General features: G+C 50.7%; 11 protein-coding genes. 9 read left to right on the forward strand and 2 right to left on the reverse strand.

The window, feature by feature from the left end; translation table 11 throughout:
- The first annotated feature begins 14 nt into the window (after positions 1–14).
- The 7 genes from CHB99_RS08690 (at position 15) to CHB99_RS08720 (ending at position 11,250) form a co-directional block, all read left to right on the forward strand.
- Positions 15–1,214 carry a tyrosine-type recombinase/integrase gene (locus tag CHB99_RS08690; protein WP_042120811.1) on the forward strand — a complete coding sequence of 400 codons (1,200 nt, stop codon included), beginning with the start codon at positions 15–17 and terminating at the stop codon, positions 1,212–1,214.
- A 551-nt stretch (positions 1,215–1,765) separates the two neighbouring features.
- Positions 1,766–3,919, forward strand: coding sequence for a class I SAM-dependent DNA methyltransferase (locus tag CHB99_RS08695; RefSeq protein ID WP_042120810.1), 2,154 nt, complete (start codon positions 1,766–1,768; stop codon positions 3,917–3,919).
- Positions 3,916–5,079, forward strand: a complete 1,164-nt coding sequence (locus tag CHB99_RS08700; RefSeq protein ID WP_084702449.1) for a restriction endonuclease subunit S — start codon at positions 3,916–3,918, stop codon at positions 5,077–5,079. Before CHB99_RS08695 ends, CHB99_RS08700 begins: the two co-directional genes overlap by 4 nt.
- Positions 5,076–8,312 (forward strand): type I restriction endonuclease subunit R, encoded by a 3,237-nt coding sequence (locus tag CHB99_RS08705; protein WP_042120809.1) that lies wholly within the window; start codon positions 5,076–5,078, stop codon positions 8,310–8,312. Before CHB99_RS08700 ends, CHB99_RS08705 begins: the two co-directional genes overlap by 4 nt.
- A 28-nt stretch (positions 8,313–8,340) precedes the next feature.
- Positions 8,341–9,303 (forward strand): SMEK domain-containing protein, encoded by a 963-nt coding sequence (locus tag CHB99_RS08710; RefSeq protein WP_042120808.1) that lies wholly within the window; start codon positions 8,341–8,343, stop codon positions 9,301–9,303.
- Positions 9,296–9,532, forward strand: a complete 237-nt coding sequence (locus CHB99_RS08715) for a hypothetical protein (protein WP_042120807.1) — start codon at positions 9,296–9,298, stop codon at positions 9,530–9,532. The genes CHB99_RS08710 and CHB99_RS08715 overlap by 8 nt, the downstream gene beginning before the upstream one ends.
- Positions 9,526–11,250, forward strand: coding sequence for a DUF2326 domain-containing protein (locus CHB99_RS08720; protein WP_042120806.1), 1,725 nt, complete (start codon positions 9,526–9,528; stop codon positions 11,248–11,250). The genes CHB99_RS08715 and CHB99_RS08720 overlap by 7 nt, the downstream gene beginning before the upstream one ends.
- A gap of 65 nt (positions 11,251–11,315) precedes the next feature.
- On the opposite strand, the gene CHB99_RS08725 is transcribed toward CHB99_RS08720, so the two are convergent.
- Positions 11,316–11,495, reverse strand: a complete 180-nt coding sequence (locus tag CHB99_RS08725) for a hypothetical protein (protein WP_042120805.1) — start codon at positions 11,493–11,495, stop codon at positions 11,316–11,318.
- Positions 11,496–12,103: 608 nt separating this feature from the next.
- On the opposite strand from CHB99_RS08725, the gene CHB99_RS08730 reads away from it, so the two are divergent.
- Both CHB99_RS08730 and CHB99_RS29500 read left to right on the forward strand, forming a co-directional pair.
- Positions 12,104–12,616, forward strand: a complete 513-nt coding sequence (locus CHB99_RS08730; protein WP_042120804.1) for an antirestriction protein ArdA — start codon at positions 12,104–12,106, stop codon at positions 12,614–12,616.
- Positions 12,617–12,742: 126 nt separating this feature from the next.
- Positions 12,743–13,627, forward strand: coding sequence for a hypothetical protein (locus CHB99_RS29500; protein WP_141137273.1), 885 nt, complete (start codon positions 12,743–12,745; stop codon positions 13,625–13,627).
- A gap of 43 nt (positions 13,628–13,670) precedes the next feature.
- Here CHB99_RS29500 and CHB99_RS08735 read toward each other — a convergent pair whose 3' ends face one another.
- Positions 13,671–14,129 (reverse strand): hypothetical protein, encoded by a 459-nt coding sequence (locus CHB99_RS08735; RefSeq protein ID WP_141137274.1) that lies wholly within the window; start codon positions 14,127–14,129, stop codon positions 13,671–13,673.
- Positions 14,130–14,204: the final 75 nt, after the last annotated feature.

The raw sequence follows: 14,204 nt of genomic DNA on the forward strand, positions 1-14,204 counted from the left end.
GGTTAAGCAGAATCATGCCCGACATCAGGAAAAGAACCGGTAAAAATGGAACGACCTATCAGGTTCGGTACGCAGATATCACGTCCAGTACCGGCTATTCCTATGCCAGCTTCAGAACACTCAAAGAAGCCAAAACATACTCCCACGACAGCCAAAGCTGGGTAACAAAATCAGCCGCCAAAGATATGGACGTGCCTCAGGCCGTTGATATGTGGCTGGAGGTTTGCCAAACCGAAGGCCGTGAGGGCCGGGACCCGGTATCCCCCGCCACGTATAAGTATTACAGCTACATCGCCGACATCATGAAGTCCTATCCCTGGAAAAAGGACATACGAGAACTCCGCAAGCCCGATATCGTCGGTTTCAGGTCATGGCTGATTGCCGAGCATGGTCGCTATCTTGCCGCCAAGAACCTCACATACTTTCATGCGGTTCTCGCTGAAATGTCCACGCGCGGCCTGATCGACAGCAACCCTGTCTCAGGTATCAGCGTACGCAAGGATACCCGCTACAAAGAGCCCATCGTCATTCCTACGCCGAAAGAGATCGAAGCTCTGCTGAAGGCGGCTGACGATCTTGCAAACTCCAAAAACCTCCAGATTGCCAAAGCCTGGGAGCGGTATCGCCCCATGCTGTACCTAGCCGTTGACTCCGGCATGCGGCCACAGGAATACGTGGTGATTGCCGGACGCAATATCCAGAAGCATGGCGTGCAGGTGGAGAGGGCTCTCGACCGGGGCGGAGAGCTGTCTGTTCCCAAGACACCCGCATCACGCCGCTTTATCGAGATCAGTCCGGAAACGCTCAAGATGGTCACTCATTACCGAGACCACAAGGCCGTGAGTAATCCCTACGATCTTGTCTTCCCGACCTCTACGGGCGAGTGGCAGTCCCTAGACAATTGGAGGAAGCGTGGTTTCTTTGCTGCCCTGGAGAAGGCGGGGCTCGTTATCACCAAGATGGTCGATGGGGAGGAAGTCGTCACCCCCAAATACACGCCGTATTCGCTGCGCCACTTCTTTGCATCCATGTTGATAGCCGAGAAGACAGATATCGCGAAAATTACGACACTAATGGGGCACACCGATATCAGCACCACGTACGATGTTTATGCACATCTGATCGAGCGCAGCGCAGACGAGAAGGGGCATCCCAGTGGGATGATTGCCCGCATGAAAAATAAACCTGCGAAGAGCAAAAGAAGCACGCGCTGAATACAAAAAATAAATGGCTCAAAAAATCATGTGGCAAGTCTGTGGCAAATCAATTTAACCAATTGTAATTAAAGAGCATTTTATAGCTTCCCAAGCTGTAGGTCGCGGGTTCGAGACCCGTCGCCCGCTCCATAATTAAATCAATGACTTAGTGGCCGTTATTGAACTTATATGGGGCGTTTTTGGTGTTTTTTGCCACAAAATGCCACACGCTGAAACCCGCAGAAATCCGCCATTGTCCGCCACGGGCGTTTTGGGCTTGTGGCAAGTTTGTGGCGAATCCTTATGCGGGATTGAGTAGACGACGGAGCACGCATTCATGGGTCTTGCCTGCCAGTCTTGGTTGCCTCACTAATCTGGGGACGGGTGGGAGCGAATAGTGCCATCTTTACATAACGCTCCGCTTGTGATTAGCGTTGCCGACTACCAATGCATACGATAAAAACCTAAAATCAGTCGTTGGTAGAGGCCTGGAGCCAGGGGGGGTAGCCGACCCGACCTGAGCGCCATGAGCAGCCCTCTTAACCCCGAAAAATCAAAAGGATAGAGACTTGGCTCAGCTAGAGAACATCGAGGCGATTGAAAGACGGCTTTGGAAGGCAGCAGACACCCTCCGTGGCAACTCTGAACTGGCCAGTAACGAATACTTTCTGCCCGTGATGGGCCTGATTTTCCTGCGCCACGCCTACAGCCGCTTCCTGGCTGTGAAGGATGAGATTGTCGCAACCCTGCCCAGCCGGGGTGGCAAGACCCGCGACCTTACCAAAGAAGATTTCTCACAGAAAGGTGCGATCTACCTGAACCCCAAGGCTGAATTTGACGCCTTGGTAGCGCTCACCGATGCCGATGATCGTGCTGAGGCCATCATCAAGGCGATGGAATCCATCGAGAAAGATTACGCCAATCTAGCGGGCCAGTTGCCCAAGAACGAATATCGCAGCATCCCCAACGACGTCTTGGGTCAGCTGCTGCGAACTCTGAACCCAGATGAGCTGAAGAAAGCCACTGGGGACATTTTTGGTCGGATTTACGAGTACTTCCTGACGGAGTTTGCCGACCAAGGGGCTCACGACGGTGGTGAGTTCTTCACCCCCGTTTCCTTGGTGCAGCTCATCACCAACGTGCTGGAGCCAGATCACGGCATTGTCTTCGACCCAGCCTGCGGCTCTGGCGGTATGTTCGTGCAGAGCGCTCACTTCCTGGAAGTCCACAAGGATGACCCGAACAAACTCACCTTCTACGGACACGAGAAGAACCGTGTAACGACCCGCCTATGCAAAATGAACCTCGCGGTTCATGGTCTTGAAGGCAATGTGGTGGGCGGCGAGCAGGCCATCACCTACTACAACGATCCCCATGAAAAGCTCTGGGGTAACGTCGATTACGTTATGGCGAATCCGCCCTTTAACGTGGACGAGGTGGATGCTGAGAAAATCAAGAACGATCCACGCCTGCCGTTTGGCATCCCAGGCATCAACAAAACCAAGAAGGTTCCCAACGCAAACTACCTCTGGATTCAGTACTTCTACAGCTACCTGAATAACAAAGGCCGCGCTGGCTTTGTCATGTCCTCACAAGCTTCGGGTGCGGGCCGGGAAGATGCCAAGGTCCGTGAACAACTAGTGAAATCTGGCCATGTCGATGCCATGATCGACATTCGTGGCAACTTCTTCTACACACGCCCTGTGCCTTGTCAGCTTTGGTTCCTTAACAAGGACAAACCCAAAGCGCATCAGGACAAAGTGTTGATGGTTGATGCGCGTAATGTCTATCGCAAGGTCACGCGAAAGATTTATGACTTTAGCCCTGAGCAGCTTAAAAATCTGACCTCTATAGTTTGGCTATACCGGGGGCAAACCGATCGCTTTATTGAGCTCTTGCACAGCTATATTGATAGCGCTCTGCTGGAGGCGTGTGCCTGTGAAAAATCAGAGAGCCTGCTGGCAGAGCCGGTGCCTGATTTTATTGCTGCACTTAAAAGTCTTTACGCGGCTATGCGTCCGTTTTTGGAGCAGTTAGAGAAGGGCGCTGATCCTGAAGAGTTGCACGTCGCGCTCCATGCTGAGCTGCTGAAAGCTATTGAGCAAATTGATGCTGATTGGTCTGACTTCCGAGTCTTGAAAAATGACCTCCACGAGTGGTGGGGACGTCATCCGTATGACACAGCAGAAGATTTGACCGATTTCACTGAGAGCGACATCTGTCTCAAAGATCTTGCGGAGAATGGTCGTGATTTGGTCAAGCTGATTGATCATGCTTACAAGTTAAGCACGCGGCTAATTGAGCTTTGTGAGAACGAGCACGCGGCAAGAAACAGTGAACATTGGGATTACGCTAGTATACACGGCACTCGTCGTACTAGCCTCAAGAAGGCTACAGACGAGTCGAGAAAAACTGCAGTGGACCAACTTAAGCTGGTTCGCTATTTCTACAAGCAAGCACATTGGCTGTTGTCACGCTTTCCAAATGGCGAACTATGTGATGTCAAGGGCTTGGTTAAACTAGTTTCGATAGAAGAAATTGAGTCGGCAAACTGGGCTTTGAATCCTGCTGTTTATGTTGAAGTGGCTCCGGAGGAAGTTGATGAGGAATTCGATTTCGAGGAGACATTAAGGGATATTCATACAGAGTTAAAAGGCCTCAATGAAGAAGCCGCAATTTTAGCTGCCCAAATCTCTAGAAATATTGAGGAGTTGGGTATATGAGTCTGCAGCCCGGCCTTATAGAGATTGGCGAGTTGTTAAAGGCTGAAGCAATCTTGGCGATTCAAGATGGAAATCACGGGGAGAAACATCCCAAGGCATCCGATTATGTGGATGAGGGGATTTCTTTTGTGATGGCTAATGACTTGAATAGAGGGATCTTAAATCCGCTTGAGACGGCAAAAATACCAGAAGGGCTTGCTGAAAAGCTGAGGATTGGGTTCTCAAAATCAGGTGATGTTTTATTGACGCATAAGGGTACTATTGGAAATACAGCAATAGTGCCAGAAGTCTCGCCCTATGTCATGCTTACCCCGCAGGTAACCTATTATCGAGTAAATCCAGATTTGCTAGATAATCAATACTTAATGTATTGCTTTCGAGAGAGCGGATTTCGAAAAGTCATGGCCTCTTTAGCTCAGCAATCAACAAGGCCATACATCGGGATTACTGCTCAACGAAAACTCAAAATATTCTACAGGGGTATCGATGAGCAAAAAGAGCTGGTTAGATTCATAAAAACTTACGATGACCTTATAGCTAACAATTATCGCCGTTTAAAGTTACTCGATGATGCTGCCAGGGTTTTGTATAAAGAATGGTTTGTGCATCTTAGGTTTCCTGGGCATGAGCATGTAAAGATAACCGATGGTGCTCCTGCTGGTTGGAGCATAAAAAAAATTGGCGAGATTTTGACTCTGAACTACGGGAAGGCTTTAAAGTCTGACGATAGAGTTGAGGGAGAATTTCCCGTATATGGCTCAAGTGGCGTAGTTGGAACTCACAGTAAGTCTCTTGTCGCTGGTCCAGGGATCATAGTCGGTCGGAAAGGCAATGTAGGGTCTATACATTGGAGTACAAAGGATTACTGGCCTATTGATACTGTCTACTTTATCTCTAAAGAGGAGTGTGATTTGTATTTGTATTATGCGCTGCAGTATGTCCAGTTCATAAATACAGACGTTGCTGTTCCTGGCTTAAATAGGGATGTGGCTTACGGTAGGACTGTTTTAATCCCATCTTCATCCATCCTGGAAAGCTTTTTGAATGAAGTTCAACCAATCCGCGCCCAGATTGAAAAGTTAGAAGAGCTAAATGCTAAGCTTGTAGCCGCACGTGATTTGCTTTTACCTCGACTGATGAATGGAGACATCGCTGTATGAATGCAATGACCGAGGATCATCTGGCGCAGGAGACGACTGCCAATTACCTGCTGCATGACCTGCAGTGGGATGAGTCGATCTATGCCATGAAGGAGATTTTGGGCAAGGAAGGCACCCTCGGTCGCACCAATGAGTCCGAGGTGGTGTTAAACCGCTACCTCGGTAAGAAGCTCATCGACCTCAATCCTGGTCTCCCCATGGAGGCCTATGAAGACGCCTTGCGGATTGTGAATGAGTACAGCAGCAGCTCCGTGCTGCTGGCGACCAATCGCGAGAAGGATAATCTTCACAAGAACGGCGTTGAGGTGAGCTTCCGCAATGAAAAGGGCGAGCGCGTCAAAAAGCGCCTTCGCCTATTCGACTTTGATGACTCATCCAAGAACCACTTCCTTGTCGTGAGGGAGCTTTGGGTCAAAGGCGACCTGTATCGCCGACGTGCCGATATTGTTTGCTTCGTGAACGGTATCCCGCTCGTCTTCATGGAGCTCAAGAATGTCCACAAGGACATCAAGGCGGCCTACGAGAAGAACTTTGCGGACTACAAAGACACCATCCCGCATCTCTTTCACCACAATGCCTTCATCGTCCTGGGCAATGGCGTGGACGCCAAGATCGGCTCGGTCTCCAGCAAGTTTGAGCATTTCAACGACTGGAAGCGCCTGCACGAAGACAGTTCCGGCGTCGTGGACATGGAGACGCTGCTGAAAGGCACATGCTCAAAATCCAACCTGATGGACATCTTCGAGAACTACATCCTCTTCGATGAAAGCTCTGGGAAGCTCGTCAAGATTGTCGCCCGTAACCACCAGTTCCTGGGCGTCAACCGGGCCATTGAGGCTGTGAAAGATCGCAAAGCCCGTGCAGGAAAGCTTGGGGTCTTTTGGCATACCCAAGGCTCCGGCAAATCTTATTCAATCGTTTTCTTCGCCCGGAAGGTCCACCGCAAGCTGGGCGGAAACTACACCTTTGTCGTCCTGACCGACCGCGAGGATCTGGACACTCAGATCTACAAAACCTTCGGCGGGTGCGGGGTTGTGGATAACGACCGCGATCCTTGCCGCGCCACCAGTGGTGAGCATTTGCAGGAGTTGCTGGGACAGCACAAAGCTTTCGTGTTTTCGCTGATCCAGAAATTCAACAAGAAAGTCGATCCCGAAAAACCTTACTCGGAGCGGGACGACATCATCGTCATCACTGACGAAGCGCACCGTACCCAGTACGGCACGCTCTCCCTGAATATGCGCAACGCTATGCCCGGTGCAAGCTTCATCGGCTTCACCGGCACGCCGCTGTTCAAGGATGACGAAATCACCAAAAAGGTTTTCGGTGAATACATCTCCACCTATGACTTCCAGCGGGCGGTGGAGGACAACGCCACCGTACCGCTCTATTACGATGCGCGCGGCGAGCAGCTGCGTTTCGTGGATGAGGATGGCGACGAGCATAGCGTGGCCGACCCGAAGGGGTTGAACGAGAAGATCGCCGCCAAGCTTGAAGAGCTGGAGATCGATGATATCGACGTTCAGCAGCGCCTGGAACGCGAGCTAAAGCGTGACTACCACATCATTACTAGTACCAGCCGTCTCGAACAGGTTGCACAGGATTTTGTCCGGCATTACGCCAATGGCTGGGAAACCGGCAAGGCCATGCTGGTTTGCATCGACAAGATCACCTGCGTGCGGATGCACAAGCTGATAGATGACTATTGGCAAGAGCACATCGCCCGCCTGGAAAAAGACTTGCCGAGCGCTCTGGACGAGCAGGATGACATCTGGCGTCGTCGCCAGATTGACTGGATGCGCGAAACGCAAATCGCCGTCGTGGTGAGCGAAGAACAGGGCGAGGTGGATAAGTTCCGTAAATGGGAACTGGATATCACCCCTCACCGTCGTTTGATGAAAGAGGGCTTTCTGCTTGGCGACGGAAAACGACTCGACCTTGAGAGCGCTTTCAAGAAGTCAGAGCACCCGTTCCGCGTGGCTATCGTTTGTGCCATGTGGTTGACTGGTTTTGACGTACCAACCCTCTCCACGCTTTATCTCGACAAGCCTTTGCAGGCCCATACGCTTATGCAGGCTATTGCGCGCGCAAACCGCGTTGCGGAAGGCAAGAACAACGGCCTCATCGTCGATTACTGCGGCATCCTCAAAAACCTGCGGCAAGCCCTGTCTACTTTTGCCGGTCGCGGGGATGAGGGGCATGGAGATGATGAGGGGGAACTCGACCCTACATTGCCTAAGGAAGACCTTCTCGCAGAGCTCATTGAGGCCATCGGGTTCGTGCGGGACTTCCTGCAGGTTCAGGGTTTCCGCCTGGAAGACATCAACGAGAAGACTGGCTTTGCACGAAACGCAGCCATCATCGAAGCCAAGGAAGCTGTCAACGAAAACGACCAGACTCGCAAGCGCTTCGAGATTATGGCGCGCGAGGTCTTCAAGAAATTCAAAGCCTGCATCAACGTACCCGGCGTGAATGGGCAGCGCGACGCCAGGGATGCCATCAATATCATCTACAAGAGCTTGCAGGCCGACCGCGAGGCCGCAGACATCAGCGACATCATTCGCCAGCTCCACGGGATCGTTGATGAAACGATACATACCCGTGCTTCTGCAGGCGAGGGTGCTGGGGTTTATGACATCAGCAAGATTGATTTCGAGCGGCTGCGTCTGGAGTTTGCCAAATCTCCGGCCAAGCACACCGCCGTACAGGGGTTAAAAGACGTCATCGAAAAACGTCTGAACATCCTGCTGATGAAGAATCCGCTGCGCACCGACTTCCAGGCCCACTATGACAAGCTGGTCGATGAATACAATCTCGAAAAAGATCGGCTCACCATCGAAAAGACTTTTGAGGCGCTGCTGAAGCTCGTCGATGATCTGAGCGCGGAAGAGCGCCGCGCCATGGAGGAAGGCCTGGATGAGGAAACGCTGGCCTTGTTCGATCTGCTCTCAAAGCCACAGCTCTCCAAGGGCGATACGGCCAAAATCAAGAAGGTTGCTTCCGAACTGCTTGAAATCCTGAAATCCGAGCGGCTCAGGGTCGAAAACTGGCGCGAGAAGGAAAGCACGCGCGATGCCGTGAAGCAGAAGATCTATGACTTCCTGTGGGATGACAGTACCGGGCTTCCGGTCAATGACTACAATGAGGACGAGATTAAGGTCCTTGCTGAAAATGTCTTCCGCCACGTGTACCGGGCTTATCCGACAGTGCCATCGCCGATTTACGGGCACTGATAATTTCCGGAGCAGGGAAGCCTAAAATATGAACAGAATTGATTATCAGAAAAAAGTTATTAAGGCCCTCTCGTGGTTAAGGACTGAGGTTGATTTTCACAACAGCCTCAGTCTCACGGATATCAATCATGGTGCAGAAGATTTTTATTGTGGCCTTTTGAACCTGGTCTACGGCTACAATCTGAAGAACATAAATATCATCGATCAGAATGCTGCCGCTATCGACCTTGGCGATGAAAAAAGCAAGATCGCTATTCAGGTTACATCCACCTCGGCTTTGGCCAAAACAAAGTACACTGTCGAAAAATTCATTGAAAAGGAGCTGTATAAGAAATTCGACAGGCTGATCATCTTGAATATCGTCAAGAAAACGAATCACGAGGCTGAGACGATTGGCGGAACAGAGTATTCTCTTGATACGAAGGCCGACATAATTGATGTCGAAGACTTTATCAAGAAAATCACCAGCGATCCGGATCTGCAAAAATTAAAAGCCATTGCGGATTTTCTGGATGCTGAGCTGTCACTGCCCACTCAGAAAAGTCTTCCGAATGAAGTTCTCACCATCCTTGGTATCATCGAGCATATCAGCGATGAAAACCATGAGGACGCTGGCAGCGGCTACTTGGAAGAGCCTATCCCAGAGGAAAAAATATATAAACGCTTTGCGGATCACGCCAATTTTCTCGTCGACACGTTCAACGATGGCTATATAGAGTACGGTGCTGTACTGGAAGCCGTTAAGAAAGAGTCTGACTTTGGGCAGGTCAAGCTACGTCGTGCAGCCAGCTATCTGAAAAAATATAGCGATGCCGTTCTGACAAAATGTGGGGGCGATCCGAAAGAGGCTCTACGTCAGATCATTGCAGATTTTAGCGCGCTTCTCGGGAATAACGGGTACACCTTTGATGAGGGGGCTGCAGAATTTTACGTCATAGAGCAGCTGGTGAAGTGCAATATCTTCCCCTATAAGGAGGTGTCCGTTGCCTAATTTATTCTCAAAAGACGACGACCTGCGCAAATCAGCTCCCGTACTTGGGTTCGAAATACTGAAACTTCTTCAAGAGTCAGAAGAATCTCAGGTGAGTATCTTTGATATTGCGAAAACTATGGCTAAAACAGGCGGTATTAACGCCAGAAGCATCTATTACGCAATGCTGTTTTTATATTCGCTGGACATCATCGATTTCCAGGAGCCATATCTGGTGGCGAAATGCTAAGAATTAGAAAGCTATACAGTGAACCCCAGGTTTTCGATCCCATCACCTTCAAGGACGGGATAAATCTTATTCTTGGCGAGACGACAGAAAACAACGTCAAGACCAACGGGGTCGGTAAGTCAATGGCTGTCGAGTTTATTAACTACGGACTACTTAAGCGCCACGAGGATAGCAGGGTTTCCCTTATCCCAAGCGAATCCTTCCCTCATAGTACTTTGATCTGCCTGGACTTCGAGATCAGTGGTAAGTCCATAACGATCAAAAGGAGTATCGAGAATCACAAGTGCCCAATCCTGAATGTAGACGGGAAAACCATACCGTTCACTGACATCGAAGATGCCACCAGCTACCTGACCACATTGCTATTTGGCTCAGCCAACGATGAGAGTATCCCATCTTTCCGCGCCATGCTCGGCCCGCTTATACGGGATGAGCGGTCAGAGTTCAAATCTATCATAAAGTGCTTTGATACAAATAAAACTATTCCGCCTGATTATACGCCCCATCTTTACTTGCTCAATATTGATCCTAAGCCATACAAGCAGGCGAAAGCTCTTTTGGGCGAGATAGATAAGATCGGCAAGGCCATCACAAAATCCAAAGAAAACATTGTCGCCATCACGGGAAAAAATGTTTCTGAAGCCAAGGCTGACTTAAACGAGCTCACCAGCCAGGTTGCCAGAATTCACGTCGAGATTGAGCGACTGGAAAATATTGAAGGCTACGACATTGTAAAGGACGAGATAATCGAGATCGAGACGCAGCTCGAAGAGTTCCGGTCCCGGCAAGCCGTCATAAAGACTGAGCTTTCAAAAATTAAGCTTTTCCGTGGCGATAATTATATCGACGAAGGTGAGGTGGCTGAGCTCTACAATCAGTTCAAGGCTGGTCTCGGTGATCTCATCAAAAAGCAGATCGAAGAAGTCACTGCATTCAAGAAGAAAATTGATAACTTCCAGAAGACACTCATCGATGGGCGACGTAAAGAGCTTGAGGATAGCCTTAAAGAAATAGATTCCAATATAATCCGTCTTGATCGGCTTTATAGGGAAAAGCTTTCGTTAATTGATCAAAAAGGCGCTCTCAAAAATCTTCGGCAGACCATCGCGACGTATCAGAAAAAGGTGGAGGATCACGCATCTCTTTCTGCCTTCATTAAGAAGCATGCGGAATTTGAGCGAGAGAAAAAGGAAAAAGCCAATGAGAGGGATCAGCTTATTTTCTTGCTCGATAGCTTTGTTAGCAACTCCTCCAACGTGATCGACTCTCTGGAGCAAACCATTCTCGATATACACGAGGTTGTTGCCGGGAATCGGCAGAGCTCCTTTGAAGTGGAAATTACAAAGAAGAAGGAAATCGTTAAATTCGAACTCCGTATCTATGATGACGGTAGCCATAGTAACGAGCGTGAGAAGGTATTCCTTTACGATATCGGCCTGCTTACAAATGCGGAAACAGGCAAGCGTCATCCCGGACTTCTGATCCATGATAATATTTTTGACGTTGATTACGACACGCTTCTCAAAAGCCTGAACTATCTCAGCGACAGTGAAAGCGCTCTTGCACATAAGCAATATATCCTGACTTTGAATAGCGACAAGATATATGATGCTGACATTAATTCGCGTCTGCGGCTTGATCTTGAAGGTCTAAAACGCGCGGCTTTCACAAAGACTGCAAGATTCCTGAAGACCAGCTATCAAGAACTCTCTTCTTAGCGAGCATAGACTCCTTCAGAATTGACTCCGGAAGCGGCCTGATGGCCGCTTCCTTCGTTTGGGGCTCAGGGGCGCATCCCCCTTGCGCTCATCACGCGCCGGATATTCGCCAGTGAGGCGAGAGCATTCCGGCAGTCTCTGCCGGTCCGGTCGCCACGCGCCGCTGCATTGAACGCCTCACGGTACAGCGCGCGCAGTTCGCTTTCAGGTTTGGCAGCCAGTTCAAAGATCGTCAGCAGTTTCATTTCAAATCTCCTTTTCCGTCTTTTCGGCCACCCATCGCGGCCTCATGGCGCTCGTCCACGCACAGGTGACGGCCACGGCTGCACCCGTAATCACGGGCCGCAACGGCAGAGAAGGAGTCATTCATGACTTGCAGCACCGACGTGACGACACCTGCGCGAAAGCCCATAGATCAGGACGCATGCGAGGTGTGATGAAAGAAGACGAGGGAGACAGATGTGGAGCGCTGATGACCGTTTTGAAAATGGTAACGAGATCTGAGGGCGAACCTGCTGCGCTTCGTGTTGCAGGCCGGGCTCTACGCGCTGTCGCGCGCCGGGCCAATGAACAACTCTTGTCCCGGCCATACGGTGACGATCCCTTTCGCGAAAAAAAGGCCCTCAAGGGGCATCCGCCCCTGGCGCAACGCAAGGGTAAAGCTTCGCCCCGGTTAAAGGGTGTCCCCAACCTTCCGCACCCATCAACAGCCATGGGTTTGTGCAGGCCGGGTGATTCCCCTCCCTTTACCGAGCCCGTTGCGTTTTGCCTCCCCGGTCTCGCCGACGGGCAGGGGTGCATGTGCGGACCACACAGCACATGCACCCATAGCCCTGATAGGAGAGCCCAAGCCATGACCAGCACGCCCCGCATCTATGTTGCCGATCTTGCTGCCTACAACAGCGGTTACCTCCACGGCGTCTGGATTGACGCGAGCGCAGAGGTCGAGGATATCCAGGAACAAATCAATGCCATGCTGGCAGCTTCCCCTGTGCCGGATGCCGAGGAATACGCCATTCACGATTACGAAGGCTTTGACGGCTACCAGCTTGGAGAGTACGAGGGCATCACTACAGCCCACGAAATCGCATGTTTCATCGAGGAGTGCCCGGAGTTCGGGGGGGCGCTGCTCGGGCATTTTTCCAGTGTCGAGGAAGCACGCAAGGCAGCCGAGGAAGATTATTGCGGCAGCTTTGAATGCCTGGCCGACTACGCGCAGCAGCTCACCGAGGAAACCACGCAGATCCCGGCATCACTGGCCTATTACATCAACTACGAGGCCATGGCCCGCGACATGGAGCTGGGCGGCGACGTGTTCACCCTGGAAACCAGCTACCGCGAAGTCCATGTGTTCTGGAATCGTTGATCCGGAATGCAGCGCGCGGCCCTTCGGGCCGCGTCGTCTTGACTATCTGATACAGCACCTTCATAAATGCAGCCTTTCGTTGCCCCCGCTTGGGGGTACATGGCCAGTTAATTTTAAGAGCTAGAAATGAAGGTTGATATCGACTTAAAAGATCCAAAAGTTCAATTTGCTTTTGCGCTAATGGGGCGGCAAGTGGAAATGGCTTTGGATCTGCCTCAACAGGTTGAGTCAGCGGTACTGCCGATATATCACACTCTGAAAGGAAATAAACCTGAGCAGACTGGATCTGGGGTTGCTTTTCAGATTGGTGGTGAATACTTCGTGATGAGTGCTTCGCATGTGTTCGATGATATTGGTACTCATGCGTTATGCATGGCTGTCACGAAAGGGGAGTTGCTATGTCAATTCTCGGGCGATAGATTTAGCACTCCTCGTGGAAAGTCAGGAACGCATTCTGATGACCCTGTAGATGCGTCGGTATTTCATATACAGTCAGAAGTTCCCGATGAGTTCAAGAGAATTGCGCTGACGCTTGATGACGTAGATTTAGAAGAGTCTGACAATCTTGGCTGTATTTATATGGCCGCAGGCTTCCGTTCGAAAAAATCCAATACATCGGGAAATCAAGCAAACGCTAAGAGAGAATGCATTCCTTCGCGCGAGCTTAAAGAAGACGATTATTTGAAGCTTGGCCTTGATCGTAACATTCACCTGGCTCTCGCGTATGAAAATCAGACCGTCATCGACGGCAGATGGCAAACCACTCCAACACCGCAGGGCATGAGTGGGGGAGCCTTGATAAAGGCAAAGGGCATACCGATGGTACCGAAACCCGGTCTCCCTTTCTACGAAGAAAATCGGCGGCAATTACTTAGTGGAATCACTATTGCTCAGCGCCGTGAGCGTCGAGGGAAGCCCGGAGTCCTCATAGCAACAAGAATAAAAATGCACCTTCAGTTAATACAGAACTATCTGCCCGAGGTTTTCACAGCCTCTGGCGTGGACGCCTAGTATTTTGGTCGGCGTTGCTTCGCGAAAGTATTAAAAACACGGATCAACGCTCACGCTCGGGCTCGCGCCCTTCGCGCGTCTTGGGAAGGCCATTGAAGATGGATTTGATTTCATGCGGACTACGTGTCCGCTCAAGACCAGACGCGCTGTGCTCCGCCTGCCGAAGGGACGCCTCAAACGCTATCACCCTTTCTCTGTGCGCATTCCTGATCGCATTCAGCTCTCTCAGGTTCTGCGCCTCCACCATACTCCTGGCGCGCTCCTCCAACTGCTCCGAAGTCAGCGCTTTACGCCTTGCATAATCTGGCCTCAAATCCAGACGGTTGTGTTCCTGTAAAACCTGTCGACGGGCTTTTTCCATATCTTCTTCATATCTGCGCCGCTGTTCTTCCTTGCATGCTTGCAACTGGAGATCACGCTCTCTTTCCCATTCCGCGATCTGCTGTTTTCGGGCTTCATCCTTGCCCTGTGCTGCATCGTTGAATGGTTCTTTTCTGCTCACGAAAACCACCTGCTGAATTTTCTGGACGGGGACAGAAGCAATGTGGAAAGGTCAATTTAAGGGTGTTATTTCCAA

Origin of the sequence: Pseudomonas japonica (genome assembly GCF_900188455.1) — a bacterium.
In the GTDB taxonomy this organism is placed as follows: domain Bacteria; phylum Pseudomonadota; class Gammaproteobacteria; order Pseudomonadales; family Pseudomonadaceae; genus Aquipseudomonas; species Aquipseudomonas japonica.